This window comes from Pseudomonas sp. B21_DOA, assembly GCA_030544685.1.
In the GTDB taxonomy this organism is placed as follows: Bacteria; Pseudomonadota; Gammaproteobacteria; order Pseudomonadales; family Pseudomonadaceae; genus Aquipseudomonas; species Aquipseudomonas fluorescens_AO.
On sequence record CP086683.1, the window covers coordinates 4,427,171 to 4,454,169 of the forward strand.

The 26,999-nt window shown below is 58.9% G+C and carries 29 protein-coding genes and 5 pseudogenes; 16 read left to right on the forward strand and 18 right to left on the reverse strand.

Annotated elements, in window-relative coordinates; all coding sequences use genetic code 11:
- Positions 1-5 precede the first annotated feature (5 nt).
- Positions 6-1,373: pseudogene (locus tag LJU32_20350) on the reverse strand (MFS transporter).
- A 118-nt stretch (positions 1,374-1,491) separates the two neighbouring features.
- On the opposite strand from LJU32_20350, the gene LJU32_20355 reads away from it, so the two are divergent.
- Positions 1,492-2,391, forward strand: coding sequence for a LysR family transcriptional regulator (locus LJU32_20355; GenBank protein WKV87925.1), 900 nt, complete (start codon positions 1,492-1,494; stop codon positions 2,389-2,391).
- 140 nt (positions 2,392-2,531) lie between these two features.
- On the opposite strand, the gene LJU32_20360 is transcribed toward LJU32_20355, so the two are convergent.
- Both LJU32_20360 and LJU32_20365 read right to left on the reverse strand, forming a co-directional pair.
- Positions 2,532-3,137: a DUF6338 family protein gene (locus LJU32_20360; GenBank protein WKV87926.1), complete on the reverse strand. Its 606-nt coding sequence runs from the start codon at positions 3,135-3,137 to the stop codon at positions 2,532-2,534.
- Positions 3,138-3,325: 188 nt separating this feature from the next.
- The gene (locus LJU32_20365; GenBank protein ID WKV87927.1) at positions 3,326-3,661 is read right to left on the reverse strand and encodes a hypothetical protein; all 336 of its coding nucleotides are present in this window, start codon (positions 3,659-3,661) and stop codon (positions 3,326-3,328) included.
- Between the two features lie 184 nt (positions 3,662-3,845).
- Between LJU32_20365 and LJU32_20370 the strand changes: the two genes are divergently transcribed.
- Positions 3,846-4,085, forward strand: a complete 240-nt coding sequence (locus tag LJU32_20370) for a hypothetical protein (protein ID WKV87928.1) — start codon at positions 3,846-3,848, stop codon at positions 4,083-4,085.
- A 52-nt stretch (positions 4,086-4,137) separates the two neighbouring features.
- Here the strand turns inward: LJU32_20370 and LJU32_20375 are convergent, their stop codons facing one another.
- Positions 4,138-4,344 carry a DUF2188 domain-containing protein gene (locus LJU32_20375; protein ID WKV87929.1) on the reverse strand — a complete coding sequence of 69 codons (207 nt, stop codon included), beginning with the start codon at positions 4,342-4,344 and terminating at the stop codon, positions 4,138-4,140.
- A gap of 218 nt (positions 4,345-4,562) precedes the next feature.
- Between LJU32_20375 and LJU32_20380 the strand changes: the two are divergent.
- Positions 4,563-4,924 (forward strand): annotated as a pseudogene (locus tag LJU32_20380) (NUDIX domain-containing protein).
- A 4-nt stretch (positions 4,925-4,928) separates the two neighbouring features.
- Here the strand turns inward: LJU32_20380 and LJU32_20385 are convergent.
- The 3 genes and pseudogenes from LJU32_20385 to LJU32_20395 all read right to left on the reverse strand — a co-directional run bounded on the left by LJU32_20385 (position 4,929) and on the right by LJU32_20395 (position 7,256).
- On the reverse strand, positions 4,929-5,171 hold the full coding sequence (locus LJU32_20385; GenBank protein ID WKV87930.1) for a DUF1652 domain-containing protein: 243 nt from the start codon (positions 5,169-5,171) through the stop codon (positions 4,929-4,931).
- A 106-nt stretch (positions 5,172-5,277) separates the two neighbouring features.
- Complete coding sequence (locus LJU32_20390) at positions 5,278-6,177, reverse strand: polysaccharide deacetylase family protein (protein WKV87931.1); 900 nt, start codon at positions 6,175-6,177, stop codon at positions 5,278-5,280.
- A gap of 132 nt (positions 6,178-6,309) precedes the next feature.
- Positions 6,310-7,256: pseudogene (locus tag LJU32_20395) on the reverse strand (ABC transporter substrate-binding protein).
- 154 nt (positions 7,257-7,410) lie between these two features.
- Here LJU32_20395 and LJU32_20400 point away from each other — a divergent pair.
- A pseudogene (locus LJU32_20400) lies at positions 7,411-8,089 on the forward strand (SOS response-associated peptidase).
- 262 nt (positions 8,090-8,351) lie between these two features.
- Positions 8,352-8,624, forward strand: a complete 273-nt coding sequence (locus tag LJU32_20405) for a hypothetical protein (protein WKV87932.1) — start codon at positions 8,352-8,354, stop codon at positions 8,622-8,624.
- 44 nt (positions 8,625-8,668) lie between these two features.
- On the opposite strand, the gene LJU32_20410 is transcribed toward LJU32_20405, so the two are convergent.
- Positions 8,669-8,812, reverse strand: coding sequence for a hypothetical protein (locus LJU32_20410; GenBank protein WKV87933.1), 144 nt, complete (start codon positions 8,810-8,812; stop codon positions 8,669-8,671).
- 128 nt (positions 8,813-8,940) lie between these two features.
- Between LJU32_20410 and LJU32_20415 the strand changes: the two genes are divergently transcribed.
- Positions 8,941-9,327, forward strand: a complete 387-nt coding sequence (locus tag LJU32_20415) for a DUF2784 domain-containing protein (GenBank protein WKV87934.1) — start codon at positions 8,941-8,943, stop codon at positions 9,325-9,327.
- On the opposite strand, the gene LJU32_20420 is transcribed toward LJU32_20415, so the two are convergent.
- The gene (locus tag LJU32_20420; protein WKV87935.1) at positions 9,324-9,851 is read right to left on the reverse strand and encodes a DUF3087 domain-containing protein; all 528 of its coding nucleotides are present in this window, start codon (positions 9,849-9,851) and stop codon (positions 9,324-9,326) included. The two genes, LJU32_20415 and LJU32_20420, sit on opposite strands and share 4 nt — an antisense overlap.
- A 223-nt stretch (positions 9,852-10,074) precedes the next feature.
- Between LJU32_20420 and ppnN the strand changes: the two genes are divergently transcribed.
- Positions 10,075-11,448 (forward strand): nucleotide 5'-monophosphate nucleosidase PpnN, encoded by a 1,374-nt coding sequence (gene ppnN, locus LJU32_20425; protein WKV87936.1) that lies wholly within the window; start codon positions 10,075-10,077, stop codon positions 11,446-11,448.
- 201 nt (positions 11,449-11,649) lie between these two features.
- Here the strand turns inward: ppnN and LJU32_20430 are convergent, their stop codons facing one another.
- Both LJU32_20430 and LJU32_20435 read right to left on the reverse strand, forming a co-directional pair.
- On the reverse strand, positions 11,650-13,053 hold the full coding sequence (locus LJU32_20430) for an FAD/NAD(P)-binding protein (protein WKV87937.1): 1,404 nt from the start codon (positions 13,051-13,053) through the stop codon (positions 11,650-11,652).
- Complete coding sequence (locus tag LJU32_20435; protein ID WKV87938.1) at positions 13,054-13,617, reverse strand: XRE family transcriptional regulator; 564 nt, start codon at positions 13,615-13,617, stop codon at positions 13,054-13,056.
- Between LJU32_20435 and LJU32_20440 the strand changes: the two genes are divergently transcribed.
- Positions 13,612-14,646, forward strand: a complete 1,035-nt coding sequence (locus LJU32_20440) for a DMT family transporter (protein ID WKV87939.1) — start codon at positions 13,612-13,614, stop codon at positions 14,644-14,646. The genes LJU32_20435 and LJU32_20440 overlap by 6 nt on opposite strands.
- Before the next feature lie 93 nt (positions 14,647-14,739).
- On the opposite strand, the gene LJU32_20445 is transcribed toward LJU32_20440, so the two are convergent.
- Positions 14,740-15,153 carry a hypothetical protein gene (locus LJU32_20445; GenBank protein WKV87940.1) on the reverse strand — a complete coding sequence of 138 codons (414 nt, stop codon included), beginning with the start codon at positions 15,151-15,153 and terminating at the stop codon, positions 14,740-14,742.
- Positions 15,154-15,432: 279 nt separating this feature from the next.
- Between LJU32_20445 and LJU32_20450 the strand changes: the two genes are divergently transcribed.
- The 6 genes and pseudogenes from LJU32_20450 to LJU32_20475 all read left to right on the forward strand — a co-directional run bounded on the left by LJU32_20450 (position 15,433) and on the right by LJU32_20475 (position 21,489).
- Positions 15,433-18,351 (forward strand): monovalent cation/H+ antiporter subunit A, encoded by a 2,919-nt coding sequence (locus LJU32_20450; GenBank protein ID WKV87941.1) that lies wholly within the window; start codon positions 15,433-15,435, stop codon positions 18,349-18,351.
- Positions 18,351-18,695 (forward strand): Na+/H+ antiporter subunit C, encoded by a 345-nt coding sequence (locus tag LJU32_20455; protein ID WKV87942.1) that lies wholly within the window; start codon positions 18,351-18,353, stop codon positions 18,693-18,695. Before LJU32_20450 ends, LJU32_20455 begins: the two co-directional genes overlap by 1 nt.
- Positions 18,692-20,370: pseudogene (locus tag LJU32_20460) on the forward strand (monovalent cation/H+ antiporter subunit D). The gene LJU32_20455 and the pseudogene LJU32_20460 overlap by 4 nt, the downstream one beginning before the upstream one ends.
- The gene (locus tag LJU32_20465; GenBank protein WKV87943.1) at positions 20,367-20,855 is read left to right on the forward strand and encodes a Na+/H+ antiporter subunit E; all 489 of its coding nucleotides are present in this window, start codon (positions 20,367-20,369) and stop codon (positions 20,853-20,855) included. The pseudogene LJU32_20460 and the gene LJU32_20465 overlap by 4 nt, the downstream one beginning before the upstream one ends.
- Positions 20,852-21,130 carry a K+/H+ antiporter subunit F gene (locus tag LJU32_20470; protein WKV87944.1) on the forward strand — a complete coding sequence of 93 codons (279 nt, stop codon included), beginning with the start codon at positions 20,852-20,854 and terminating at the stop codon, positions 21,128-21,130. Before LJU32_20465 ends, LJU32_20470 begins: the two co-directional genes overlap by 4 nt.
- Positions 21,127-21,489: a Na+/H+ antiporter subunit G gene (locus LJU32_20475; protein WKV87945.1), complete on the forward strand. Its 363-nt coding sequence runs from the start codon at positions 21,127-21,129 to the stop codon at positions 21,487-21,489. The genes LJU32_20470 and LJU32_20475 overlap by 4 nt, the downstream gene beginning before the upstream one ends.
- Before the next feature lie 114 nt (positions 21,490-21,603).
- On the opposite strand, the gene LJU32_20480 is transcribed toward LJU32_20475, so the two are convergent.
- From LJU32_20480 to LJU32_20495, 4 genes are all read right to left on the reverse strand, one after another.
- The gene (locus LJU32_20480; protein ID WKV87946.1) at positions 21,604-22,044 is read right to left on the reverse strand and encodes a DUF3995 domain-containing protein; all 441 of its coding nucleotides are present in this window, start codon (positions 22,042-22,044) and stop codon (positions 21,604-21,606) included.
- 92 nt (positions 22,045-22,136) lie between these two features.
- A complete protein-coding gene (locus LJU32_20485; GenBank protein ID WKV87947.1) occupies positions 22,137-23,153 on the reverse strand; it encodes an ABC transporter substrate-binding protein in 1,017 nt (338 codons plus the stop codon).
- A gap of 127 nt (positions 23,154-23,280) precedes the next feature.
- A complete protein-coding gene (locus LJU32_20490) occupies positions 23,281-23,478 on the reverse strand; it encodes a hypothetical protein (protein ID WKV87948.1) in 198 nt (65 codons plus the stop codon).
- Positions 23,475-23,924, reverse strand: a complete 450-nt coding sequence (locus LJU32_20495) for a hypothetical protein (GenBank protein WKV91161.1) — start codon at positions 23,922-23,924, stop codon at positions 23,475-23,477. Before LJU32_20495 ends, LJU32_20490 begins: the two co-directional genes overlap by 4 nt.
- A gap of 418 nt (positions 23,925-24,342) precedes the next feature.
- Between LJU32_20495 and LJU32_20500 the strand changes: the two genes are divergently transcribed.
- Together LJU32_20500 and LJU32_20505 are read left to right on the forward strand one after the other, a co-directional pair.
- Positions 24,343-24,615 (forward strand): hypothetical protein, encoded by a 273-nt coding sequence (locus LJU32_20500; GenBank protein WKV87949.1) that lies wholly within the window; start codon positions 24,343-24,345, stop codon positions 24,613-24,615.
- Between the two features lie 50 nt (positions 24,616-24,665).
- Positions 24,666-24,905 (forward strand): DUF2789 domain-containing protein, encoded by a 240-nt coding sequence (locus LJU32_20505; GenBank protein ID WKV87950.1) that lies wholly within the window; start codon positions 24,666-24,668, stop codon positions 24,903-24,905.
- Positions 24,906-24,911: 6 nt separating this feature from the next.
- Here LJU32_20505 and LJU32_20510 read toward each other — a convergent pair whose 3' ends face one another.
- Both LJU32_20510 and LJU32_20515 read right to left on the reverse strand, forming a co-directional pair.
- Entirely contained in the window at positions 24,912-25,115 is a 204-nt protein-coding gene (locus tag LJU32_20510) for a hypothetical protein (GenBank protein WKV87951.1), read from the reverse strand.
- A 109-nt stretch (positions 25,116-25,224) separates the two neighbouring features.
- Positions 25,225-26,826, reverse strand: a complete 1,602-nt coding sequence (locus tag LJU32_20515; protein ID WKV87952.1) for a methyl-accepting chemotaxis protein — start codon at positions 26,824-26,826, stop codon at positions 25,225-25,227.
- Positions 26,827-26,999 lie beyond the last annotated feature (173 nt).

Consider the following 26,999-nt stretch of genomic DNA (forward strand, 5'->3'; position numbering starts at 1 on the left):
TCGATTCAGTGGCTCGCGGCCGGACGAGCCGGCGCCACAACGGCGGCTTCGTCACTTGGCTTTGCCGGGGTTTGGCCTTTGGCGCCGGGCGCCGTGCGGGCGAAGAAGATCACTACGGCGGCGATCAGCGATGTCGCCGCAAGGCCATACAGGCCGCCCTCGATGGAGCCGGTGGTTTGTTCAAGAATGCCGAACGCGGTCGGCGCGACGAAGCCGCCAAGGTTGCCGATGGAGTTGATCAGCGCGATCACCGCCGCAGCGATGCGCGCATCCAGATAGCTTTGCGGAATCGGCCAGAACAGCGCCGACGCCGCTTTGAAACCGATGGCGGCAAAGCAGATGGCGACGAAGGCAAACACCGGCCCGCCGGTGGTCGACATGAACATACCGATGGCGGCGATAACCAAGGTCAGCGCGACCCAGGCCTGTTGGAATTTCCATTTGCCGGCCATCGCCGCGAAGCCGTACATGGCGACAATCGAAATGATCCACGGAATCGAATTGAGCAGCCCGACCTGGAAATCACCGAGGTTGCCCATCTTCTTGATCATGCTCGGCAGCCAGAACGTCGCGCCGTAAATGGTCAGCGCGATGGAGAAATAGATGAAGCAGAACAGCGCGATCTGCCGGTCAGCCAGCAGCTTGAACATCGATGGTTTGGCGACTTGTACTGCTTCGCGAACGCGTTGTTCTTCGGCAATCGCCGCGACCAGCGCTTCGCGCTCTTCCTCGCTCAGCCACTTGGCTTGACGCGGGTGTGATTGCAGCCAGAACCAGACGAATGCGCACAACACCACCGACGCTGCGCCTTCGATCAGAAACATCCACTGCCAGCCGTGCATGCCGAGCCCGCTGATATGCAGCAGCGCACCGGACACCGGGCCGGAAATCACCGAGGCAATCGCCGAGCCGCTGAGAAACACCGCCATGGTTTTGCCGCGCTCGGACGCTGGCAGCCACTGGGTGAAGTAATAAATGATCCCCGGGAAGAACCCAGCCTCGGCCGCGCCCAGGATAAAGCGCAGTACGTAGAAGCTGGTTTCACCCTGAACGAAAGCCATGGCCATGGCCGCGGCGCCTCAGGTGAACATGATCCGGGTCAGCCAGACCCTCGCGCCATAGCGCTGCAGCAGCATGTTCGAGGGCACTTCGAACAGTGCGTAACCGATGAAAAACAGCCCGGCGCCAAGTCCGTACGCCGCTGCGCCGATACCCAGATCGGTTTCCAGATGGCTGCGCACGAAACCGATATTCACCCGGTCGATGTAATTGACGATGAACATCACCACGAACAGCGGCAGGACGTGGCGTTTGACCTTGGCGGCGGCGCGGGCGAGCACCGTGATGTCCGGCGGACTCTGGAGGGTTTTCAAGGGGCGACTCCCGATCTTGTTTTTTAGGGATGACTTGAAGCGATGAGCCGATCATGGACGTCGCGCATTGATCCCGTCTAATCTAAACAGGCATTCGATTGATACCCGGATTAGATCAATGTTCGAACTTACCCAGCTGCGCTGCTTCACTACGGTCGCCACCGAACTCAACTTTCGCCGCGCCGCCGAACGCTTGAACATGACTCAGCCACCGCTGAGCCGGCAGATTCAGCTGCTGGAGCATCACCTCGGCGTCGAGTTGTTCACCCGCAGCACCCGCAGCGTTGCGCTGACGGCGGCGGGCCGGGCATTTTTTGTCGAAGCGCAGAATCTGCTGGAGCGCGCGCAGCAAGCGGCAGTCACCGCACGCCGGTTTGCAGAGGGCGACATTGGCTCGGTGAACATCGCGTTCGTCGGCAGCGCGGTGTATGAGTTTCTGCCAAAGGTGATCGCCGAAGCGCGGCTCAAACAGCCTCAGGTGAAAATCGATCTGGCAGAGATGAATACCTATCAGCAGCACGAGGCCTTGCGCGCTCGTCGTATCGACCTGGGCATCGCCCGGGCGCCATTGCAGGAACCGGGCTATGCCACCGAATGCCTGGTGCGCGAACCATTTGTGCTGGCAGTGCCGAGCGGGCATCGGTTGGCCAATGCATCTGAGGTATCAGTGGCTGATCTGGATAAACAACCGTTCCTGATGTACTCCCATGAAGCCTATCCGCCGTTCAACGAACTGTTGACCGGCACGCTGCGCTCAGCGCGGGTGGCGCCGGATTACGTGCAGTGGCTGGGCTCGTCGCTGACCATTCTGGCGCTGGTCAACGCTGGCATGGGTCTGGCGCTGGTACCACGTTGCGCGACCAGCGTGGTGTTCAGGAATGTGGTGTTTCGCGAGATCGATCTGGGCGAAGGGGTGCAGAGCGAACTGCATCTGATCTGGCGTGAGAACAATGACAACCCGGCGTTCGCGATGTTGCTGGAGGCGATTCGCCGGGCGGTGGTGCAGGGTTGGGGCTGAAAATTATTGTGGCAACCTGTATTTGAGTGGCGGCGGAGCGCTCGGGGCTTTGATCAACGGCTCCTCCAGCGGCTTGCCGTCAGGACCAGTGAACAGGCGTTCGTATTGCTTTGGCATTGGTCGCGGTGCTCTTGCAGTCGTCATGATGAACCCTCTGATACCGGGCTGAATTCAACCCACTTAACTTGCGCGGAATCTATCAGCAAAATTTCGGCACCAAAAGGCGTCGACTTGCCATCGTCATTAACCCAACGTGGATTCTGCATCACGAATTGCCCACAACTGGATTCGGACGGCCACTCGACAGGCCAGCCAAACACGCGCCTCTCGTCATGTAAATGCAGGGTTATGAACCGGTCGAACTGGGCGAAAGCGCAGAACCATTCACTGGGGAAAGAAGATTGTTTCGTGACGTTTCGCTTACGTAACCAGCCGTGCAATTTGTCACTCGTAGCCAGGTAACAGGCAAACAAACCCAGCATCAGCGAAAACACAAATGCCCAGAGCGTTTGCGCCCGATCATCCCAGCTTCCTAATGAAAAACCCTTCGAGCCAACCCACAAACAGAGGTTGCCCACCGCCAACACCGCGCCCTGAATCACAAAAGTAAATATCAGCGCCTGCACGATCTGGCCGAACGTATCCGGTCGCTTGAATGCCGTAAGTGAATAGAAGATCCAGGTCGATAGAAAACCTGGGATTAGATACTGCAACAGCGGAATGATGTCCTTGACCAGATCATCCATGATCCGAGACTCCTTTCAGTCATGCCGATCCCGTCACGGGCCGACATTCAAAGCCTAGTCAAGGATCCTGCTGCGCCTCGCGGGCAACTGTCACAGCTCATTGCGAGCGTTTGGCGGGAGTCTCCATCCAATGAAAAAAGGCAGACACCGAACTTCGGTGTCTGCCTTTTTGAGATCCGGGCGCCCGGTTACAGGCAGTCACGCACCGATTGGCGCAGCGATCCGGACTTGGCCCAAGGCGGCCCCTGATAGAGGGACACTTTGCTGCCGTCCTTGTATTTGACGATATCGAGAATCTCATCCGCCGTGATAATGCTCGGCGCGGTAATCCGGTAGCCGTTGGAAATCGACGTCTGCGAAGTCTTGGCCACGTCCTTCTGCCACAGCGGTAACAAACACGCGGCATATTCCTTGGGAGGCTTGTCACTGGTCTTGCTGAGGTTTGGCTCGCCCGGCACCAGCGATGCTGGTAACGAGCAACCCGTCAACAGGGCCAGTGCAAAAGTGCCGATCCATACGCGCATGCTGTTTACCTGTTCCGAAAAAACGTGAATGTACCGTTTAACGGCGTGCACATCCATCGTGGCACCCCGCCGTTACCGGGGTTTGGACAATTTTTTACATCGGTTCAGCCGGGCGTCAGATGGCCTGGCCCCAGGTGGAAAAATGCGACTACTCTTTCCTACCGAGAATGTTCTGGAGGTGATCATGCGGCTCAATGAATACGAACACGAACTTCAACGGGATTTGCAAAGCGTGGCGTCGGACCTGAGGTGGTCGGCGGTCGACCTCAAGCGCATCGCTGAGCAATTGCGCAAATCCGGTAACGAGGCCGACGCTCAGACTGTATTGCGGTCTTGCGAGATCCTGCAAAGCGACGAGGAAAGATTGCAGATTTATGCCAAGGAGGTAAAAGCCCGGACCATCAGCCGAACCAAGGTTCACTGAAGCACTTGAAGGCCTCAAACAAGAAGCCCCGGTCGAAACCGGGGCTCTTTCGTTACAACGGGTCAGCCGCCACTGTGGCTTTGCACTTGCCTGGAGCGTTTTTGTAACCGGGAAGCGCCGCCGCGTAAGCCATCGCTTCCTCCCTGCTGGTGAATGACGCCAATCGGTCGCCCTGCGTGCAGACTCGCCATGGCCCGTTGTTCACGCTGAGCACGTCATAACCGTTCATGTGCAGCTTGTTCAGCATTGGAATGCTCATGAGCACCTCCTGTTTGCCAACGGTGTTTTCGGTGTACGGGCTTACCTTACACCCGCTCCCCGCTGCGGTGTAAACCGGATTCGCCCTGGCACATGTCAATTCACTGGCACTTTTTGCTACGCAAATGGCTCCGAATCAAGAGGGAACCTTTAAATCCGCTTGCGGCTCGAATATTGCAGATTGATTACAGTTTTATGACACGCATCAACAAGGCAATTATGAAAGTACGCGCCACCGTCATTTGCGAGCAGGATCGCCATATCCTCCTGGTGCGCAAACCCCGCCATCACTGGTCATTACCCGGCGGCAAGGTCGAACCCGGGAAACCCGTGCGGCGGCAGCCGTGCGCGAGTTGCAGGAGGAAACCGGGCTCAATGCTGAGGACGTCCTGTACCTGATGGACTTTCAGGCGGGCAGTACGCGGCATCACGTCTATGAGGCTTCGGTGGTCAACATTGACGATGTGCGCCCGCAGAACGAAATTGTCGATTGCATCTGGTATCCGCTCGATGCCGTGCAGAATCTCGAAACCAATGACGCGACGCGGCGCATTGTGCAGGCTTTCCAACGGCGCTTATAAGAGGTCAGCCCGCGAAAGCCCGGCGTCCTGCGCTCATTTCAGTGCGCAGTTCAGCGATGAAATTGGAAATATCGCGAATCGTGACCAAATTTTCGGGAGATACGCCATCAAGCAACAGCTCGACGCGTCCACTGCCCGGCTCGTACACCTTGATGCGCAATAAACCTTGTGCGGTTGGCGCGCAATCACATTTGTAGTTCGGGAAGCCTGACTCGACGATGCGACAAATATCGGCAATGGCAAGCATGGGCGGACGCCTCGCAGGCGGAAAATCGATCCACCGAGCATAGATGCAGGACGCGTTTATTGCCTGATCCGCAAATGCCAAACCGATCACAAATTATCAACGCCACTCAATGCGCATCGTGATCCCAGATCCAGTTCCACATTCCGGGCAGATTCACCGGTTCCGCGCTTTGCTGAACCGTACGCGCCAGGGCAGCTTTTTCCAGAGCAGCCTGATCGTCGTAGAACGGCTTGTTTGCCAGTGTAACCCCTGTTGCCGCCGCGCTTTCGAGCAGAATCTGCAGATATTCTCGGGCGTGGCGCGCCGTGTAGCGATTGAGATCATGGAACGTCACTACCACCGGAACCACACCATCCACCGTCGGCAATTGGCCAAGGGCAATGCGCTCACGCACTTGCGATAACTGCCGCAACATGTTCGCCCGACGCCGAGGGCTGGCGTTGAAGCCCCAGATCTTGCCGTCGTTGGCGCTCAAGTCCGTGAGCAAGACGTGCAAGCCGTGTTTTTGATAGGCCGCAAATGTGCGCTTGTCGTAGTTCCAGAACGGCGGGCGCAACAGCTTGGGCGGCGCTCCGGTAATAGCGGCGATGTCAGCGCTGCCATCGGTCAGCGATTGCTCCAGTTCTTGCGGCTCAAGCAAGCGATGATTGGTGTGCCAGTGAGTCGCGGTGTGAAAGGCGAGGATATGTCCCTCTACGTGCTCACGGCGCATGAGGCTGCGACCAATCTCGCTGTCACCCGCTCTGGATGCTCTGGTCTGCACGAAAAATACGGCTTTGATGTCTGCCTGCACCGGATTGCTCTTGAGGCTGTCGAGCACCGTGGCCGTGGGGTTCCACCACCCTGAAGCGCTGGGACCATCATCGAACGTCAGCAAAAAACGCACGGGCGGCTGGGTCTTCAGTCGCGTTTCGGTTTGCGCGGTCATTTCGATCGGCGCGGCAATGCAGCCGGCCAGACCGAACGCGATGAGCGCCGCACAGAGAAGTTTGCATCCGGATGTCATGTTTGCCCTGAGTCCGGCCGCAGCCGTCGTGTTGTCGAATGGCAAAACTCCCTCGCCCGTTACCCTCCCCGCGCTGCTATCGGCGAGCGCAGGTTGGATAAGGTACACAGGGTTTGGTTCCGGTGCCGGTTTTCAGTGCGTCAAGGCTTGTTGAAATGAGGTGTCGATGATCCCCGCCGTGGCCAACGGTGCCGGCAGTGCTTTGACTTTGAACAGAAAGTCCGCCGTGCTCTGCAAATCCGCTGCCGCCTGCTGATTCACCGGCCCGACGGTCATGTGCGCTTGGCGTAACCAATGGCGCGAGACCTGCTGGTCGAGGTTAGCCTTTTTCGCCCAGAGATCGGCGTATTCGTCGGTGTGGTTATCAACCCAGGCGCGCGCCTGTTTGAGACGTCCGAGAAAATCGGCAATCGCCGCGCGCTTGCTGTCGATGGAAGGCGTCGACGCAGCAATGGCGCTCAGCCCTGGCATCAGGTTTTTGCGGTCAGAATCGGTCGAGCGCCAGAGAACACGATCTGTTGCGAGATATACGGTTCCCACACCGGAAAGGCATCGATACTGCCTTGCGGGAGAGCGGCGGCCGCGTCGATCGGCATCAGCTTGACCAAGTCGACGTAGTTTTCCGGCAGGCCGCCCTGCTCCAGCGCGCGCAAGGTCAGTTGCTGACTCCAGGCTCCGGGCCAATACGCGACCTTCTTACCTTTGAGATCGGCAATGGTCTTTACCGGTGAATCCTTTGGCACCAACAGAGCAATGGTGTCCGGATTCTGCCGCGACACGCCAATCAGTTTCACCGGTGCCTGTTTGGCAGCGAGAAACAGGAAGCCCGAGTCGCCGAGAAACCCCAGATCCAGCGAGCCGGTCTGCAACGCTTCAGCGAGCGGCGCGGCAGCCTGGAAGTGTTTCCAGTCGACTGAGTAAGGTGCGTCTTTCAACACGCCCGAGGCTTCAATCGAAGCGCGAATGTTGTAGTAATTTTGGTCGCCAACATGCAGAACCACAGGCTCTGTTGCGTGGGCGACTGGGGCCGTGAACAAGGCTACGGTCAGTGCACGGCGTAGGAAACGAGACAGCTTCATGGCGAGTCCTGCAAAGGGAATTGCATAGACCATAACGCTCTTGATTTCTGTTTTTAAATTCTAATTTTGCATAACCTAAGCACGGTATTTGCGCGTCTTCGAAACAGATGTGCTGGCGCGACTAGACTGAAATTTCCTGGAGGAGATTTCAGTCATGTGCGGAAGACTCACGCAGTACCGTGGGATTCATGATTTCGTTGCGGTGTTGAGCATTCCCGATGCGTTGGTCAATCACGTGGGCGATGCGCCGCTGGATCGCTACAACGCAGCGCCCACCACTGCGCTGGCGGTTCTGCATCAGCACGAGCAGACCATCCATGCCGACGATCTGCGCTGGGGCTGGCGGCCGCATTGGGCGAAGGATCGCCCGCCCCTATCAACGCTCGGGTAGAGAAGGTCGCCCACGGCGCGTTCTTCCGGGCAATCTGGCGCCAGCGGCTGATCGTGCCGGTCGATAATTGGTTTGAGTGGGTTGATAGCGGGGAAAATCCCGACAGCCCTGGTTGATCCGTCGGGCGGATCACACCCCGGTTTTCTGCGCTGGCATCGGCCAGTTCCCGGCGCCGGGAGTTTCGGCAAGGGAAGATGACGGTTTCGTCATCATCACCGCTGACAGCCTGGGCGGCCTGCTCGATATTCATGATCGCCGCCCGGTGGTCTTCGATTCGGCGCGAGCTCGGGAATGGCTTGATCCTGCTACGCCAGTGGAACGAGCCGAGCAAATGCTGCTGTTCGAGGGTGAGCACAGTGATGCCTTCGAATGGTACAAGGTCGGCAAAGCGGTCGGTAATACGCGTAATCAAGGTGCGCAATTGATAGAACGGGTCGACTAAATAATTACTTTATCGCTGCGTTAATCAAGCGAGCCCTCCACTGAATCCCGCGCGTTACAAAAAGTGTTTCAATCGCGATACACCCTCGTAAAACAGCCGTTTGAGCGAATCAACCGCCTGTCAGACATTTCGACTGTCATACATACATTTTCCCGCGCTGCGGATAGCATGCGCGCCGCCTTTCCGATTGGTATACCAATTGACCAAAGAGTCAAAGAAATCAGGAATCCATCAACAACTTTCAAGCCTTGCAGAGAAATAAGTGAGCGACGATTTTGCAATCAAACAGGTCAGCGGCCTGAAGTGTGTCCATCTGTCCAAGACAGAACGCCTGGAACTCGACTGTTTTATCGGCCATTACATCAAGACCCGAAACCTGCACAGCGTGCCCGACATCGAGCGCACCTTGCGCAGCACCCTTGAGGGTTATCCCGGCCATCCGCCGGTGATGGTCAATGAGCTCAATGCGTGGATCGATCGAACGTTGGGGTACCGAGCGACCTACCCGGACTTCACGCAGCTGGAAGACCTCTGAAACGCGAAAAGCCCCGCTGATGCGGGGCTTTTCGTAGGCGTTGTTCAAGGCTTCAAAGGCCGCTCCTGGTCGCGGTCCGACAGCTCGCGGCTGTCATCGTGCTTCCAGGTTTTTTCCTGCCGTTTTTGCCGCTCGATTTCTTCTTCAGTTGGCTCATCATCTTCCGCACGCGTTTGCTCGGTTGCCATGTGCACCTCACCTCAGAACAGTTGCTGTCGTTAAAGGGTAGAACACTTTTGCGCGCCCGAATTCACCAAGGAATTTTGTCCCGCGCGGCGTACCATAGCGCCATCCACCCTTACGTCAGGAAGACACCATGCTGTACCGAATCGCCGCCGACGGGCTGGTGCTGTTTCACTTGTGTTTCATCTTGTTCGTGCTGTTCGGCGGGCTGCTGGTGCTGCGCTGGCCACGGTTGATGTGGCTGCACTTGCCGGCGGCCGCATGGGGCGTGGCGGTTGAAGTGCTGCACCTGACCTGTCCATTGACCTACTGGGAAAACCTGATGCGCCACGCGGCCGGGCAGACCGAATACGCCGGTGGCTTTATCGAGCATTACATCTGGCCGATCATCTATCCGGCAGGTCTGACCCCACAGATTCAATTGGCGCTTGGTAGCGTGGTGCTGGCGATCAACCTGATCGTCTATGCGCGATTGCTGCGCTCGTGGAAATTGCGCCGCGCCCGGCGCATTCCGTTCTAACGCGAGGCCGGTTTCAACGTTTCCAGCCACTGCGGATCGAAGCGTGGCTGGTCTGGATCAAGGCCCTGCGTCAGCATTTGCGCCTTGTGCTGTTCGACTTCGTCACGCAGTTGTCCGTGATCGCTGGAGTTGCCGTCCAGTTCGTGCATCTGCAGCAATCCAAGGTGGTAGAAACGCAACACCTTCATCGCCGTCGGATCATTGTTATGCACCGCCCCTGTCACCTGGTGCATGACATTGGTGATGCTCATCAGGCTACGCTTGAGACGCCAGCTGTACACCGCCGGAGCCATCCAGGTCTGGTGCCAGAAACGCCCGCGCAACAGCGCTGCGGTCAGCAGAAATGCCACAAATACCCCGCCAACATTGAAGCGCAAATTATCCCCGTCGGGCTCTCCGAACACTGCCACCGCGACAGACGAAAACAGCATGGCCAACAGCAGAAACAGCATGGCGATGATGACCGTGCTGCGGCGGGTCTGCTGACGAAAGGTAGCGGGGTCCATCGGCTGAATCTCGAACATCAAAATGACTTCCCTGAGTGACAAAAGGCGCAACGGAAAAAACTCGCCGGCGCATTATCGCATCGCACCGGGTTTTAGCTATGCTGGGGCTCCTTTTCATCTTTTCAGCGTCCAACGGGGACATGGCGGTATAACGCAGATCGTGCCATCTTCATTCATGGATTACACACTATTCGGATGCCCTCCGCTGCGTTGCGGATGGCATCGTTTTAAGGATCACTGCATGACCCAACGACACGTAATCAATGCCTCGGTCAGCCCGAAAGGCAGTCTGGAAACCCTTTCTCAACGTGAAGTCCAGCAGCTGAGCGAAGCCGGATCCGGCAGCACCTACACCCTCTTCCGCCAGTGCGCCCTGGCCATCCTCAACACCGGCGCGCATGTCGACAATGCCAAGACCATCCTCGAAGCCTACAAGGACTTCGAAATCCGCATTCACCAACAGGATCGCGGTGTGCGCCTGGAGCTGCTGAACGCTCCGGCCGACGCGTTCGTCGACGGCGAGATGATCGCCAGCACCCGCGAGATGCTCTTCAGCGCCCTGCGCGACATTGTCTACACCGAGAACGAACTCGACAGCCAACGCATCGACCTGAGCAATTCCCAAGGCATCAGCGACTACGTGTTCCATCTGCTGCGCAACGCGCGCACCCTGCGCCCGGGCGTCGAGCCGAAAATCGTGGTGTGCTGGGGCGGTCACTCGATCAACACCGAAGAATACAAATACACCAAGAAAGTCGGCCATGAGCTGGGTCTGCGCAGCCTCGACATCTGCACCGGTTGCGGCCCCGGCGTAATGAAAGGCCCAATGAAAGGCGCAACCATCGCCCATGCCAAACAGCGCATCCATGGCGGTCGCTACCTTGGCCTGACCGAACCAGGCATCATCGCTGCCGAAGCGCCTAACCCGATCGTCAATGAGCTGGTGATCCTGCCGGACATCGAAAAGCGTCTGGAAGCCTTCGTTCGCGTTGGCCACGGCATCATCATTTTTCCGGGCGGCGCCGGTACTGCCGAAGAATTCCTCTACCTGCTCGGCATCCTCATGCACCCGGACAACGCAGGCCTTCCCTTCCCGGTCATCCTCACCGGACCGAAGCATGCCGCGCCGTATCTGGAACAGCTGGATGCGTTCGTCATCGCGACCCTCGGCGAAGCGGCGAAGCAGCATTACGAGATCATTATCGACGACCCGGCCGAAGTGGCGCGGCAGATGACTCAAGGGCTGAAAGCGGTGAAGCAGTTCCGTCGTGAGCGTAACGACGCGTTTCACTTCAACTGGCTGTTGAAGATCGATGAAGGCTTCCAGCGCCCATTCGACCCGACCCACGAAAACATGGCCAACCTGAAACTGCACCGCGACCAGCCACCGCATGAACTGGCGGCCAATCTGCGTCGGGCGTTTTCCGGAATCGTCGCCGGTAACGTCAAGGACAAAGGCATTCGTCTGATCGAAGAACACGGGCCGTATCAGATCCGCGGTGATGCGGCGATCATGCAGCCGCTTGATGCGCTGCTAAAGGCATTCGTCGCCCAGCACCGGATGAAGTTGCCGGGTGGCGCGGCGTATGTGCCGTGCTACCAGGTCGTCGCATAATCTCAAGCCGTCACAAAAACCCAATGTGGGAGCTGGCTTGCCAGCGATAGCGGTCTTTCATTCAACAGAGACGTTGGATCAGATGACGCTTTCGCGAGCAAGCTCGCTCCCACAAGATTTATGGTGTGGCGCAAATTGTAGTCACAACCTCAATCCCCTTGTGGGAGCGAGCCTGCTCGCGAAGAAGCCCGAAAGAACACATCAATCTTTCGGGCTATCCACCAACCGCCGAGCCAACGCTTTGGCCTGCGCAGCGACGTCCGTCACTGCCGTACTCTCCCACCACATCCCGCGCAACGGCGGGCCCATGGCGAACAACCGAGCGCTCACCTGCCCTTCGGCATCCACCACTGCGCCGTCCTTTGCTGTGATCCCCAGCGCCAGCGGCCCCGGTTGCACCAGTCCCCGCGCCAGCAATTGCTGCGGCAACGGCCGAGCAACACGCCGCCAGTCGTATTCAATGCCGCTGGAATTGATCAGCGTCGCACCGCTGACCACGCCTGTTTCAGTCTCACCCCGCGGACGGATGCTAATGGTCACAGCATCGCCAGCGCCGGGCTCAATCCTCTTGAATGACGCGGCGTGAATGCGCAAGCGCCCTTCTTGGTGCAGCCGTTCGATCAACTCGGCGCTCAGTGGCGGCGAACGATGGTGATGACTCTCCCACCATGGCCGTACATGCCGTACGAATTGTCGACGTTGCACGTCAGTCGCCTGACTCCACAACCGCGCGATATGCGCGCGAACCGTATCCAGCGGCGCCTGCCAGTCGATGCCTTGGGCGACTGCGTCGCGACAATGTCGACGCAGCTCGCGCAGCAACTGGCGTGGCGTGCGAATGCTGTGATCTGCTGCCAGAAAATCCTCCCAGACCGGTGGCTGACGGCGCACATGCGGCAGCAACCCGTGCCGGGAAAACACCTCGATCGGCCCGCGATGTCCGGCCTGTTCCAGCGACACCACGGCATCGACCATCGTCAGCCCAGAGCCGATGATCAGCACGGTGGATCGCGGGTCGAGTTCGCGCATCGCAGCCACATCCCAAGGATCGAGCGCGGAGGCGTTGAGGCCACTGGATTGCGTCTGGGGCGTGCGGGCCGCAGGAAACATGCCGGTGGCGAGCACCGCCTGCGATCCACGCAAAATCCGGCCATCGCTCAAGGTGAGTCGCACTGAACCGGAATCGATTTGCAGGTCGACGACCTCAGCACAGACATGTTCAACGGTCGAACCTTGCCGCACGCCCACCGCCCGAGCCTCGGCAAGACGCTGTTGCACATAGACGCCGAACAAACCGCGAGGCGGGAACAACTCACTGACTGGCACAGCCTGCTCAGCTGACTCCGGCCAGCCGCCAGCAGCTATGTGCGCGATCAACCACTGCGTCAGATCGTCAGGATTATCCGGGTCGACGCTCATGCGTGCCGCGTTGCCGTTCAGCGTGTGGCCCAGCTCGACGGCGCTGTAAGCCTCGCCCCGTCCCAGTTCAGCACGCGGCTCGATGATAACAATGCTCCGCTGCCCAGGCAGACGTAACAATTGCACCGCTAGCATCGTGCCGCTGAGGCCGCCGCCGATGATCAGGATGTCCGCAGGCTGCTCCATTCAGATCACCACATTACGCACGAACCGCGCAGCCACATCGCCATCGTTGCGGTAGGCATGCGGTTGATTGCTGGCGAACATGAAAAACTCTCCTTTATGGATGTGCTGCGGCTGATCGCCGAGCATCAGCGTCAAGCATCCCTCAAACACATAAATCTGCTCGCTCCAGCCGTCGGCGTCCGGTTGCGACGGGTAGACCTCACCCGGTTGCAGGCACCATTCCCATTGCTCGACTGCGCGGGTCGCAGACGCTTTGGACAGAAGCACGGCTCTGCTGCCCGGGATCGTGCCCACCCAGGCAACCTCGTTGATCCGGCTCGGGTCGCGCGCATCGTGGGCTTGAATCAGATCGCTGAAGGCCACGTCGAGGGCCTCGGCGACGCGGTCAAGCGTGGTCAGGCTGACATTCTTCTCGCCGGCTTCGATCGCCACCAGCATCCGTCGGCTGACCCCGGACTTTTCCGCCAGCGCAGTCTGGCTCATGTCCGCCGCATGGCGCAGACGTCGGACATTCTGGCTGACGTGTTGCAGGACGGAGGCTCGCTGAGTTGAATCTTTGTGCACTATATTGCTCACTCGGTGGTATTGGGCAGTATACTGCGCAACGTTGGCGGCATTGTGCGGCCTCTCTTTACAGTGCGCAAGGACATGATGTCGCTGAACAATTCTGCGTCCCGAATCCGCTTTTCCCGCTTCAGCAAAGCCGAGTGCGTGCTGGTGCTGATCACCATGATCTGGGGCGGCACGTTTCTGATTGTGCAACATGCCATGACGGTCAGCGGGCCGATGTTTTTCGTCGGCTTGCGCTTCGCCGCAGCGGCGGCGATCGTGGCGATGTTTTCCTGGCGGCACCTGCGCGAGTTGACTTTGTTCGAAGTCAAGGCAGGGTCATTCATCGGCGTGGCGATCATGCTTGGTTATGGCTTGCAGACGGTTGGATTGCAGAGCATCCCGAGCAGTCAGTCGGCGTTCATTACCGCGCTGTATGTACCGTTTGTGCCGCTGCTGCAATGGCTGGTGCTGGGACGGCGTCCAGGGTTGATGCCAAGTATCGGCATCATGCTGGCGTTTACCGGTTTGATGTTGTTGTCGGGTCCTTCGGGGGCGGCGCTGAATTTCAGTCCCGGAGAAATTGCGACATTGATCAGCGCCGTTGCGATTGCGGCCGAGATCATTTTGATCAGCACATTTGCCGGACAGGTTGATGTGCGGCGGGTGACGGTGGTGCAACTGGCGGTGACGGCGGTGTTGTCGTTCTTGCTGGTGGTCCCGACCGGTGAAGTGATTCCGGACTTTTCCTGGTTATTGCTGGCGACGGCTCTGGGCCTGGGCGCGGCGAGCGCGGCGATTCAGGTAGCGATGAACTGGGCGCAGAAAAGCGTTTCGCCTACGCGGGCGACGTTGATCTATGCCGGTGAACCGGTGTGGGCCGGGATTGTCGGACGGATTGCCGGGGAGCGCTTGCCGGCGATTGCACTGGTGGGCGCCGGGTTGATTGTTGCGGCGGTGATTGTCAGTGAGTTGAAGACCAAGGGTAAGGATGTGTCATCCGACGTGGATCAGGGCCAGGAAGCTGAGGTCAGCAGGGACTGAAAGTGTACGCCTGGCACAAAACCAGCCCCAGTACAAACTGCCATGCCGGTGCGTTCACAATTCAAAGTGAGGTACCGACCTGACTACTCCAGATCAATCCGTCACTTCATACTTGCTCGTTTCAGAGACAAACTGTGCGTCTCCTTGGGTCAACACGTAATATGCATTTGCCCAATCAGTGTCATCAAAGTGAAACGCCAGGACTCTGAATTCCAAGGACTTGCCCAGATGCAACTCACTGAGTTGCAGACGGGACGACCAGAGCCCTGTTTCTGTATCGGAATTGATATCGAGAATGTCGCCGACTTTTGCCTGAGAAATAGGAGGAACCACGAACGTAGCGCCATTCTTGATTTTTGCCCGGGAAATAACAGTCCCGACTGCTTCAGAAAAGAGCGGCGGCTCCAACTGGTCTTTTTTAGTGTACGTTTCCCTTCTGTTTGAATATGCATCTTCCAACTCTCCTTTTACCTTGTATGGCCCGCGCTCGTCCGGCTGGCCGTTCAATGCACCTCGGTGCAACTCAAGTACAACGGCATTACAAAAGGCCGTCTACTGTCAGAAATTACAGGTAAAGAGTTTTTCTCGATGAACGGTCGACAACCAAACGTCGCCTTTGAGTGAAATTTCATCCTTGCAATTGGATTCTGCGGTTGTCTGGCCAAGCGGAAACAACGCCGAACACAAAATTCCAGACTACTTTGTAGGATTCTGAGACATCCTCGCGTTTGGTGATCAGGAGCTGGCACGTATGATGCTTCACAAACTTCCGCAGATTAGAAGCCTATGTCCCTGATAGTTCTACTGCTTCTGCCATTCATTGGCAGCTGTCTGGCAGCAGTGCTGCCGCACAATGCGCGTAATGCCGAATCCCTGCTGGCGGGGCTGGTCGCTTTGATCGGCACCGTCCAGGTCGCGATGCTGTACCCACAAATCGCCCACGGTGGCGTGATCCGCGAAGAATTCATGTGGTTGCCCAGCCTCGGGCTGAACTTCGTTTTGCGCATGGACGGCTTCGCCTGGCTGTTCTCGATGCTGGTGCTGGGCATCGGCACACTCGTCTCTTTATATGCGCGTTATTACATGTCGCCGGACGATCCGGTGCCGCGCTTTTTCGCGTTTTTTCTGGCGTTCATGGGCGCCATGCTCGGTCTGGTGATCTCTGGCAACCTGATTCAGATCGTGTTTTTCTGGGAGCTGACCAGCCTCTTCTCGTTCCTGCTGATCGGCTACTGGCACCACCGAGCCGATGCGCGGCGCGGTGCTTATATGGCGTTGATGGTCACCGGGGCCGGCGGCTTATGCCTGTTGGCGGGGGTCATGATTCTCGGCCATGTCGTCGGCAGCTACGACCTCGACAAGGTCCTGGCCGCCGGCGATCTGATTCGCGCACATGCCCTCTACCCTGTTCTTTTGCCCCTCATCCTGATTGGCGCGCTGAGCAAAAGCGCGCAATTCCCGTTTCACTTCTGGCTGCCCCACGCAATGGCGGCGCCGACGCCCGTCTCGGCCTATCTGCACTCGGCGACCATGGTCAAGGCCGGGGTTTTCCTTTTGGCACGGCTGTGGCCGTCGCTGTCCGGCAGCGAAGAGTGGTTCTACATCGTCAGCGGAGCCGGCGCCTGTACGCTGTTGCTCGGCGCGTACTGCGCCATGTTCCAGAACGATCTCAAAGGTTTGCTGGCCTATTCGACCATCAGCCATCTCGGTCTGATCACTTTGCTCTTGGGCCTGAACAGTTCACTGGCCGCGGTCGCGGCGGTTTTTCACATTCTCAATCACGCCACATTCAAAGCCTCGCTGTTCATGGCCGCCGGCATCATCGACCATGAAAGCGGCACCCGGGACATCCGCAAACTCAGTGGTCTGATCAAATTGATTCCCTATACGGCGACGCTGGCCATGGTCGCCAGTGCCTCGATGGCCGGCGTGCCGCTGCTCAACGGCTTCCTGTCGAAAGAGATGTTCTTCGCCGAAACCGTGTTCATCAACGCCACCGCGTGGGTCGAAACCAGTCTGCCGATCGTCGCGACCATCGCCGGCATGTTCAGCGTTGCTTACTCTCTGCGTTTCACCGTCGATGTTTTCTTCGGCCCCACCGCCACTGATCTGCCGCATACGCCGCACGAGCCGCCCCGCTGGATGCGTGCGCCGGTCGAGTTGCTGGTCTTCACCTGCCTTCTGGTGGGGATTTTCCCGGCGCAGATCGTCGGGCCATTGCTTGCCGCCGCGGCGCTGCCGGTTGTCGGCGGTGAGTTGCCGGAATACAGCCTCGCCATCTGGCACGGCCTGAACGCGCCGATGATCATGAGCCTGATCGCCATGTCCGGTGGGATCGTCCTGTATCTGCTGCTGCGCAAGCAGTTCAAGCGCGGCCGCTTCAAGTACCCGCCGCTGGTGGGCCGCTTCAATGGCAAGCGGCTGTTCGAGCGCAGTCTGGTAGTGATGATGCGCATCGCCCGGCGCGTCGAGCGGCGCCTGGGCACCAAGCGCTTGCAGATGCAGCTGTTTCTGATGGTGTCGGCCGCCGTTCTCGCCGGTCTGATCCCGATGCTGCACAGCAGCCTGAGCTGGGGTGACCGGCCGAAAATCCCCGGTTCGATTGTCTTCGTCACGCTGTGGCTGCTGGCGATTGCCTGCGCGCTTGGCGCCGCATGGCAGGCGAAGTATCACCGTCTCGCTGCCCTGACCATGGTCAGTGTCTGCGGCCTGATGACCTGCGTGACCTTCGTCTGGTTCTCCGCGCCGGACCTGGCACTGACGCAATTGGCGGTAGAAGTGGTAACCACGGTGTTGATCCTGCTCGGCCTGCGCTGGTTGCCGCGCCGCATCGAGGAAGTCTCGCCGCTGCCGAGCAGCCTGCGCAAGGCGCGTATTCGTCGTCTGCGCGACTTGCTCCTATCGATTGCGGTCGGTGCGGGCATGGCGCTGCTGTCCTACGCCATGCTCACCCGGCAGACGCCTAACCACATTTCCTCGTTCTACCTCAGCCGCGCCCTGCCCGAAGGCGGTGGCAGCAACGTGGTCAACGTGATGCTGGTGGACTTCCGTGGCTTCGACACCCTCGGCGAAATTACCGTATTGGTCGCCGTGGCGCTCACCGTGTTCGCCCTGCTGCGCCGCTTCCGTCCGCCGAAGGAAAGCCTGCAATTGCCAGCCCAGCAACGCCTGCTCGCGCCCGACGTGGTCACCGATCTGGTCAACCCACGTTCAGCCAGCGACACCGCGCTCGGTTTCATGATGGTGCCGGCGGTGCTGGTGCGCCTGCTGCTGCCTGTCGCGCTGGTGGTGTCGTTTTACCTGTTCATGCGCGGGCACAATCAGCCGGGCGGCGGTTTTGTCGCCGGGCTGGTGATGTCGGTCGCGTTCATTCTGCAATATATGGTTGCCGGCACGCAGTGGGTCGAGGCGCAAATGAGCCTGCGGCCATTGCGCTGGATGGGTACCGGCCTGCTGTTCGCCACCGCCACCGGTCTCGGTGCGATGCTGGCTGGCTATCCGTTCCTGACCACCCACACCTGGCACATCAGCGTGCCATTGCTTGGCGATATCCATATCGCCAGTGCGCTGTTCTTCGACATCGGCGTGTACGCCGTGGTGGTCGGGTCGACGCTGCTGATCCTTACCGCCCTCGCCCACCAATCGGTGCGCGGCCACAAGACAGCATCGCTGCCCAAGTCCGTCGCCAGCAAAGGAGCCGTCTGATGGAAGAAGTCATCGCAATCGCCATCGGCATTCTCGCCGCGTCAGGGGTCTGGCTGATCTTGCGCCCGCGTACTTTTCAGGTGGTCATGGGCCTGTGCCTGTTGTCGTACGCGGTCAATTTGTTCATTTTCAGCATGGGCAGCCTGTTCATCGGCAAAGAGCCAGTGATCAAGGACGGCGTGACCCAGGATCTGCTGCACTACACCGACCCGCTGCCCCAGGCGCTGGTGCTGACGGCGATCGTCATCAGCTTCGCCATGACCGCGCTGTTTCTCGTCGTATTGCTCGCCTCGCGCGGCTTGACCGGCACCGACCACGTCGACGGCCGGGAGCCTAAAGAATGATGGCGATGACTCACCTGATCGCCGCACCCATTCTGCTGCCGCTACTGACCGCCGCGATCATGCTGATGCTGGGCGAGAAGCACCGGCCACTGAAGGCGAAAATCAACCTGTTCTCCAGTCTGCTCGGCCTGTTCATTTCAGTGATGTTGCTGCAGTGGACCCAGACCACTGGCGTGCCCGGTTCCATTGGCGTTTATCTGCCAGGCAACTGGCAGGCACCGTTTGGCATCGTCCTGGTGGTCGATCGCCTTTCGGCGCTGATGCTGGTACTGACCGGCGTCATCGGCGTCAGCGCGTTGCTGTTTGCCATGGCCCGCTGGGACGGCGCCGGCTCGAGCTTTCACGCCCTGTTCCAGATTCAACTGATGGGCCTGTATGGCGCCTTCCTGACGGCGGACCTGTTCAACCTGTTCGTGTTCTTCGAAGTATTGCTCGCCGCCTCCTACGGCCTGTTGCTGCATGGATCCGGCCGCGCGCGGGTGTCGTCGGGATTGCATTACATCTCGATCAACCTGCTGGCCTCGTCGTTGTTTCTCATAGGCGCGGCGTTGATCTACGGGGTAACCGGCACGCTGAACATGGCCGACCTGGCGATGAAGATTCCGCTGGTGCCGGAAGCTGATCGTGGCCTGCTGCATGCTGGCGCGGGGATTCTCGCGGTAGCGTTTCTGGCGAAGGCTGGCATGTGGCCGCTGAATTTCTGGCTGGTGCCGGCCTATTCCTCGGCCAGCGCGCCGGTGGCGGCGATGTTCGCGATCATGACCAAGGTCGGCGTCTACACCCTGCTGCGCCTGTGGACCCTGCTGTTTTCCGGCCAGGCCGGCGCTTCGGCATTTTTGGCGGCGACTGGCTGATCTACGGCGGCATGGCGACCATGGCTTGCGCAGGGCTGGCGATTCTCGCCGCGCAGCGCCTGGAGCGCATGGCCAGCCTGAGCATTCTGGTGTCGGCCGGCATCCTGCTCTCGGCGATCGGCTTCGCCCAGCCGAACCTGATCGGCGCTGCATTGTTCTATCTGGTCAGCTCGACCCTGGCGCTGAGCGCATTGTTCATGCTCGCCGAACTGATCGAGCGCTCGCGTTCGGCCAACGAAATCCCGCTGGAAGACGAAAGCGAACTCTTGCCGCGTCCGCAGGAATCGCTGCAGCCACCCAAGGGCATCAACCTCGACGACGAACAAAAAGCCGTGGTCGGCCAGGTCATTCCGTGGACCATGGCGTTTCTCGGTTTGAGCTTCATTGCCTGCGCGCTGTTGATCATCGGCATGCCACCGCTGTCCGGGTTCATCGGCAAGCTCAGCCTGATCGGCGCTTTGCTCAACCCCCTGGGACTTGGCACCGAGGCGCCACTGTCTCCCGGCGCCTGGGGATTGCTGGCGCTGTTGATCCTGACCGGTCTGGCCTCGCTGATGGCCTTCTCGCGCCTGGGCATTCAGCGCTTCTGGACGCCGGAGGAGCGCCCCTCGCCATTGCTGCGCAAACTCGAATGCGCGCCAATTTTCCTGCTGCTCGGCCTGAGCATCGCCCTGACATTCAAGGCTGAACCGCTGCTGCGCTACACCCAGGCTACGGCCGACGCGCTGAACAATCCGCAGCAATATGTGCTGGCCGTGCTTGGCACTCGCGCCGTGCCGAGCCCTCAGGCGAGAGCCGACATGCTTGAGGTGCAGCCATGAAGCGACTGTTTCCGGCTCCGTGGTTATCGCTGGCCCTGTGGATTCTGTGGCTGACACTCAACCTGTCGGTCAGCCCGGGCAATCTGTTGCTCGGCGCCGCGCTGGGTTTCGCCGCGCCGCTGATGATGCGCAAGCTGCGACCAAAACGAGCGCGCATCCGCAACCCTATGGCCATTGTGCGTCTGTTCTTCCTGGTGGGCCGTGACGTGATCATGTCCAACCTCATCGTCGCCTGGGGCGTACTCAACGCCGGGCGTCGTCCACCCAACTCATGCTTTATCAAGGTGCCGCTCGATTTGCGCGATGCTCATGGTTTGGCTGCATTGGCGATGATCTGCACTGTGGTGCCCGGCACCGTATGGTCGGAGCTGGCGCTGGACCGCAGTGTTTTGCTACTGCATGTCTGGGATCTGCACGACGAAGCGCAGTTCATCGAGCACTTCAAAAGCACTTACGAGCGACCGTTGATGGAGATTTTCGAATGAGCCCATTGCTGTCGAATGCGATTCTGTTGACGCTGTTTCTGTACTGCGTAGCAATGGCACTGACCCTGGTGCGCCTGTTCAAAGGCCCTTCTGCTCAGGATCGGGTACTGGCGCTGGATTACCTGTACATAGTCGCCATGTTGATGATGCTGACCCTGGGTATTCGTTATGCCAGTGATACCTACTTCGAAGCGGCGCTGCTGATCGCGCTGTTCGGTTTCGTCGGCTCGTTTGCGCTGGCGAAATTCCTGCTGCGTGGCGAGGTGATCGAATGAATGCCGAATTGTCTTTATGGGTCGAGATTCCAGTGGCGGCCCTGCTGGTGCTCAGCGGTGTATTTACGCTGCTGGGCGCAACCGGATTGCTGCGCATGAAGGACTACTTCCAGCGCATGCATCCGCCGGCGCTGGCCTCGACGATCGGGGCCTGGTGCGTGGCGCTGGCATCGATCATCTGCTTTTCAGCACTGAAGTCCGGGCCGGTGGTGCATGCCTGGCTGATTCCGGTTCTGTTGGCGATCACCGTACCGGTAACCACGCTGCTGCTGGCGCGGGCGGCGTTGTTCCGCAAGCGCATGGCTGGGGATGATGTGCCGGCTGAGGTGAGCAGTCGTCAGACTGAAAGTGGTAACTGATGATTTTTCGGCGCCTGTGATGGCGCCATCGCTACAGTAGGAACGCGCCCTCCATTGTGGGAGCGAGCCTGCTCGCGAACAGGCCAGTCGGGGCATCGCCAATTCCGGATCGGCTCAAACCCACGCTACTGCCAACAACCCCGCCCCCAGCAGCGCACACAACGGCGAATACACCCAGGTATCCAGCCGCGCAAATCGCGAATCCTTCACTTCCTTAAAGAACCCGACCAGATTCGAATCACCGATCGCCCGAGCAAACATCAGCAACGCGATCGCGCTGATCACCCATTGCAGCGTCTTGTGCTGAACCGCCGGCATGCCCCAGCCGACCCGCATACAAACCAGCACCGCGATCACCAGCAGCGCAACCGCGACCAACAAAGTCAGCCAGCCTGAAGGCTTGAACGCCGGGCGCACTGTGGCGACGAAGCCAGACACCGGCACTTGCGGCACCACCGCCGCAGCCGCCCATTGCCCACCCAACGCCCAATACACGTGCATCAGGCCGATTGCCGCGAACACCGTCACCAGCCATTGGGCCAACACAAAGGTCATGGTTGAAATCCTTCAAAGGGATTTGAACAAACCATCGTAGTCGGATTTTCTGCCTATGCACGACCGGTCGGCGGTACGGTGCCTTGAGCGCGTTATTTCAGATCAGCCGCCACCTTGTCAGCCACATCCTTGGGCAACCACGCTTGCCAGACATCCGGATGCGCCTTCATGAACGCCACCGCCGCTTCACGAGGCGCAGTGTGCTTGTCACTCATATCCGCCAGTGCCTTGTTCAGGGGCTCGATCGGAAAGTCGACTTTGCTGAAAAACTCGGCAATTTGCGGATTCTGCTTTTGAAACGGTGTGGATACGCCGATTGACAGCTTCGATGCCAGCGAGCGGGTCGGTTGTGGATTGGGATTATCGGCGTCTGTCAGCGTCTTCCACGCCTCGGCATCGAACGGCGGCTCTTCCAGCTGCACCAGTTTGAATTTGCCAAGCAGCGGCGTCGGCGACCAGTAGTAGAACAGCACTGGTTTGCCGCGACGAATCGAAGAGCTGATCTCGGCATCCAGCGCAGCGCCGGAACCGCTGCGGAAGTTGGTGTAGTCGTCCTGCAAGCCATACGCCGTGAGCTTTTGCTTGTTGACCACTTCCGACGTCCAGCCGATCGGGCTGTTCAGGAAACGCCCTTTGCCCGGGCTCTCCGGGTCCTTGAACACGTCCTTGTATTTCTTCAGGTCAGTGACACTGCGCAGATCCGGCGCCAGCGGCTTGATGCCTTTGGCCGGGTCGCCCTTGATCACGTATTCCGGCACCCACCAGCCTTCAGTGGCGCCCTTCACCGTATCGCCCAGACCGACAACCTTGCCTTCTGCCTCGGCCTTGACCCAGACCGGGCTGCGACCGGCCCACTCCTCGCCAATCACCTGAATGTCGTTATTGGCCAGTGCGGTTTCCAGGGTGATGGTAGTGCCCGGCAGCGTGTCGGTCGGCAGGCCATAGCCTTTCTCGACGATCACCCGCAGCACCTCGGTGATCAGACTGCCGCTTTCCCAGTTCAGGTCGGCAAAATGGATCGGCGCCTGTGCCGCTTGCAGCGATTGCGCTGACGTCAGCAAACCAAAGGTGGCCACGCTGGCGGCCAGTAACCGTCGAAATCCGTTCATGCATTGCACCTCGTGCTGTTCACAGCTATGGCAAGTCTGGCCTGACGGGAGCGCAAGCCTCTGAATAACTCAGTCAACTGACTTTAGCCGAGGTTCCTGCTTTTTCCGGCGTCTGCTGCGCACGAGGTTACGTTTCAGACTTTTCCTGCAGGCTTTGCAGCTCACGTCTGACCATGCTGGCGTAGGCCGCCGGTTGCAATGCATAGATCTGCGACGCCACCCAACTCAGCCAGACACCTTGCAGTTCGTGCTTGCGGGCGAACAATCGCTGCGCTTCTTCGCGTACGCTCTCAAGGTTTTGCGAATGGAAATCTGCGCGGCTCACTCGCTGGCCTTGAAGGTAACCAATTCGCCCTTGCGCCATTTCGCGGCTTTGGCGGTGACGGCTTTCAGAGTTTTGGTCAGGCCTTCCTGCAACTGCTCATTAGCGGCAAATACAGTGACGACGCTATGGCCTTCCTTGAACAGGATCGCGTGACCGTCGGCGGTGCTGACGAACGCGTAGTCGCCCAAGCCGTAGACCGTCAGTTTGATGTCGCGAAAACGGATGTCCATCTTGCCGCCTTCACGGCTGGGCAGAACCGATGCAATGAAATGATCGCCAACCTTGAGTTTGAGCCCAGGTTTGTCATCGACCACTAACGCACTTTCGGTGTCGATTTCGGCGATGTAAATGCCTTCGGCGTTTTGCTCGGTGATGTAAACAAAACGTGATTGGAATTGCTTGACCAGCTTTGCACGCAAATCACCGAGCACGAACAAAGCATGCATATCGAGGTTACTGACTGCCAAAGATACATCCCCACATTTGAAAACCGCGCAGCGCAAAACGCCCACGGCAAAGACACGGCCAGGCCGATGAAAACTGCAAAAACACTCAAAAACCCGAAGCGAACGAAGCGCTCTTTAATCGCGAGGTTCGTAGCCTACTGGATTGTCATTAATGAAACCCGCTCCGAAATCGCCAAACCTTGAAGGAAAAAGCTTCAAGTGCGACTGGAGCAAATCTGACTACGAACTTTAGGGAAATTTCTCACGAAAAAAGCACTTTTCCGACATATCGCTGGCGAAAAATTGCTTTAGATAAGCCCGGTCGTCAGCAGGTACTGGCGATTCTAGAGCAGCGATGCTCATTACGACTACCCGCAACGGCCGTTAAATCCCGGCCGACTGATGAAAAGGACTTCATATGTGCAATTTGACTCATTTCGCCACGTCGGCCGAGGCACACATCAGCACACCTGCGACGGTGCAGGTTGCCAACGTCAGCAATCTTCCGACATGTTCTAACAATCATCAGAGCCTGCACTTTCAGGTAGTGCCAGCGGGCATCGCCTTCTTTCACATCAAGGAGATATCCACCGGGCGTGTCAGAGGTTTCCGCGGCAATCATAACGAAGCATGCGCTCTCGCCCGCTCGCTTGAATCAAAAATCGAACTCCGCGCCAGCGGCTGCCTCTGATAAGGGAAGTGAACGAACAAGCCGCAACGGCACCGACCCAGGAGTAGATGATGGAACTGCCAACCGAGCTCAACCTGACCACCCTTTTCGACCAGTTGGGCCTGCCGTCCGATGAAGCGTCGATCAATGACTTTGTCGAAGCCCATCCGCTGGACTCTGAGACCAAACTGATCGATGCCGATTTCTGGACGCCCCAACAGGCGCAATTACTCAAAGAGTGGCTGCGTGCTGACGGGGAAGAAGCGCCGATTGTCGATGAGCTGAACGTACGTTTGCATCGCGGTAAGTAAGGGCGTTCAGTGCAGGCTATGGCCGGGCTCGATGTTCAATTGTTCGAGCCAGGCAGCCTTGCACTCCTCCGCCTCATCGCGACTGGCGAAAGCCGTGCCGCGTCGCTCACCATTGAGCAAAACCACCCAGCACACACTGCGCCCCATCGCGCGTAATCCTTCCGGAACGCCGCTGCCGATCATTACTGCCACGTCTACCCTGCACTGCATGTGCCCTCCGAAATAATTAGCTGCCTAACTAAGTCGCCAGGTTAAAGCTTTCTCTCCAGAGGAAACAGCAATTGCCGTGCACAGATTCATTGCGTCAACGGTAACAATCTCAGCGCGGATTCTCTGGTTTGTAACCCAGACGCAAACCGCCCCAGTGTCGGCCGTTGATCAAGATTGGCACCGATAAGTCATGCATCAGCTCACCGGTGTCGCGCGTGTAAGTCTGCAACAGCACCGGTTGCTGATGGCTGCCGCAGCGGATACCGGTGCGATCAGTGAATTTGCGTTTGGTGCGGTTGTTCACCGTGTCGACCTGCACATCGCCGGTCAATGGCTGGCTGAATGCCTGGTTATGCGTCGGTACATAGCCCTGCTGCGTGCAGGCGATCGCAAACACCAAACCTTCATGACGAGCTAGCAGAGGCTCTTGAATCGCCGGCAAGACCTGATCGGTGTATCGATCAAACCGGGTCTGAAATTTGGCGGGTTCGGTGCCCGGAATCGGTTCGTAGCTGCGATCAAACAAATCATCCAGGCTGATCCGCCCCTGCTCGACATCCGCCTCGAAGCGCGCCGCGATCTGACTCGCACCTTCGCGGGCCAGGTCATAGATTCGCTGGTGATAGTCATCCAGACCCACTTCGGCCAGGCGCTCGCTGATGGTTTCCGCCTGCCCTTCCATCTGCACCGCTGCGTCGGCGAGGCGACGGGTCTGCTGATCGCTGATCGCCAGGTCGCTACGCATTTGCTCGATGGCATTGAACAATGCGTCGAGCTGCTCTCGATTGGTTTGCGCGCCACAGGCGATTTCACTGACCTGAGTTTCCACCCCGGCCGCGAGTCGCGCGATGTTCTCCAGATGCTGGCCGGTGTGTTCGACCTGTTCGACGCCGGTGTGCAGATCGCTCGACAACTCACGAATCTGCGCCACCACTTGCGCGGTGCGTTGCTGAATGTCAGCGACCATCTCACCGACCTCACCCGTGGCCGCCGCCGTACGCGCGGCCAGTCCGCGCACCTCGTCGGCGACCACTGCGAAACCGCGACCATGCTCACCGGCCCGGGCTGCTTCAATCGCAGCGTTCAACGCCAACAGATTGGTCTGGCTGGCAATCGACTGAATCACCAGCGTCACCCGCTGAATGTCGTCGCTGCGCACACTCAAGGCCTCGATCAATTCGCGACTGGCGTTGGCGCGTTGACTGAGTTGCTGCATGCGCGCAATCGAGTCGAGCAGTTCGCTGCGCCCCGCCGCGCTGCTGTGATGCGCTTGGCTGGCGGCATCCAGTGCGTCGCGACTGAGCTGTGAAGTCGCCTGTTCAGTTGCGATCATCACCTCGGCGTTGCTGACGATCTGCGCCGCCGCGTCGAGCTGCGATTCAAGTTTGCTTGCAAGGGCTTTTACCGAGAACGCGACACCGGCCGCAGAGAGTGCGTTGTGACTGGTGGTATAGGAAAGATCGCGGGTCAGTGCGGACAATGCGCTCGCACTATCGACCGGGGCAGCAGGAGCACTGCGCGAGCGCAGGCGCGGCAGCCAGACAATCAACACCGCCAGCGGCATGCCGATGTACAGCGACCACTCAGCCATAGCCATGCCGGCGAGCAAGAGCATCAGGGCGATGCTTTGCAGGGTCGGCGCGATCCAGCGGTTTTTCGGCAAAAGCATTGGTGCAGGCAGCGCCGCAACCAGAGATCCATCTCTCGTCATCTTGATCACCCCACGTTTGTTCTCATTGTTGTCACTGCATTAAACGCCACTACAACGCCATTATCCATGGTCCGTTAGTCGTGGGGGCTGTGGCAGGTCAATGGAACGACGGGGAAATATCGCAGACGAGCAAAAACAAAGATCGCAGTCTTCAGCGACGCCCAAATAGGAGC

Coding starts and splice junctions, on each gene's coding strand:
- LJU32_20455 (WKV87942.1), top strand. CDS start 18,351: ATGGAAGAAGTCATCGCAATCGCCATCGGCATTCTCGCCGCGTCAGGG.
- LJU32_20360 (WKV87926.1), bottom strand. CDS start 3,137: ATGGATGATCTGGTCAAGGACATCATTCCGCTGTTGCAGTATCTAATC.
- LJU32_20385 (WKV87930.1), bottom strand. CDS start 5,171: ATGCTTGCCATTGCCGATATTTGTCGCATCGTCGAGTCAGGCTTCCCG.
- LJU32_20495 (WKV91161.1), bottom strand. CDS start 23,924: ATGCATGCTTTGTTCGTGCTCGGTGATTTGCGTGCAAAGCTGGTCAAG.
- LJU32_20390 (WKV87931.1), bottom strand. CDS start 6,177: ATGACATCCGGATGCAAACTTCTCTGTGCGGCGCTCATCGCGTTCGGT.
- LJU32_20365 (WKV87927.1), bottom strand. CDS start 3,661: ATGCGCGTATGGATCGGCACTTTTGCACTGGCCCTGTTGACGGGTTGC.
- LJU32_20515 (WKV87952.1), bottom strand. CDS start 26,826: ATGACGAGAGATGGATCTCTGGTTGCGGCGCTGCCTGCACCAATGCTT.
- ppnN (WKV87936.1), top strand. CDS start 10,075: ATGACCCAACGACACGTAATCAATGCCTCGGTCAGCCCGAAAGGCAGT.
- LJU32_20370 (WKV87928.1), top strand. CDS start 3,846: ATGCGGCTCAATGAATACGAACACGAACTTCAACGGGATTTGCAAAGC.
- LJU32_20420 (WKV87935.1), bottom strand. CDS start 9,851: ATGTTCGAGATTCAGCCGATGGACCCCGCTACCTTTCGTCAGCAGACC.
- LJU32_20410 (WKV87933.1), bottom strand. CDS start 8,812: ATGGCAACCGAGCAAACGCGTGCGGAAGATGATGAGCCAACTGAAGAA.
- LJU32_20375 (WKV87929.1), bottom strand. CDS start 4,344: ATGAGCATTCCAATGCTGAACAAGCTGCACATGAACGGTTATGACGTG.
- LJU32_20475 (WKV87945.1), top strand. CDS start 21,127: ATGAATGCCGAATTGTCTTTATGGGTCGAGATTCCAGTGGCGGCCCTG.
- LJU32_20505 (WKV87950.1), top strand. CDS start 24,666: ATGGAACTGCCAACCGAGCTCAACCTGACCACCCTTTTCGACCAGTTG.
- LJU32_20510 (WKV87951.1), bottom strand. CDS start 25,115: ATGCAGTGCAGGGTAGACGTGGCAGTAATGATCGGCAGCGGCGTTCCG.
- LJU32_20430 (WKV87937.1), bottom strand. CDS start 13,053: ATGGAGCAGCCTGCGGACATCCTGATCATCGGCGGCGGCCTCAGCGGC.
- LJU32_20415 (WKV87934.1), top strand. CDS start 8,941: ATGCTGTACCGAATCGCCGCCGACGGGCTGGTGCTGTTTCACTTGTGT.
- LJU32_20485 (WKV87947.1), bottom strand. CDS start 23,153: ATGAACGGATTTCGACGGTTACTGGCCGCCAGCGTGGCCACCTTTGGT.
- LJU32_20480 (WKV87946.1), bottom strand. CDS start 22,044: ATGACCTTTGTGTTGGCCCAATGGCTGGTGACGGTGTTCGCGGCAATC.
- LJU32_20465 (WKV87943.1), top strand. CDS start 20,367: ATGAAGCGACTGTTTCCGGCTCCGTGGTTATCGCTGGCCCTGTGGATT.
- LJU32_20500 (WKV87949.1), top strand. CDS start 24,343: ATGTGCAATTTGACTCATTTCGCCACGTCGGCCGAGGCACACATCAGC.
- LJU32_20355 (WKV87925.1), top strand. CDS start 1,492: ATGTTCGAACTTACCCAGCTGCGCTGCTTCACTACGGTCGCCACCGAA.
- LJU32_20450 (WKV87941.1), top strand. CDS start 15,433: ATGTCCCTGATAGTTCTACTGCTTCTGCCATTCATTGGCAGCTGTCTG.
- LJU32_20470 (WKV87944.1), top strand. CDS start 20,852: ATGAGCCCATTGCTGTCGAATGCGATTCTGTTGACGCTGTTTCTGTAC.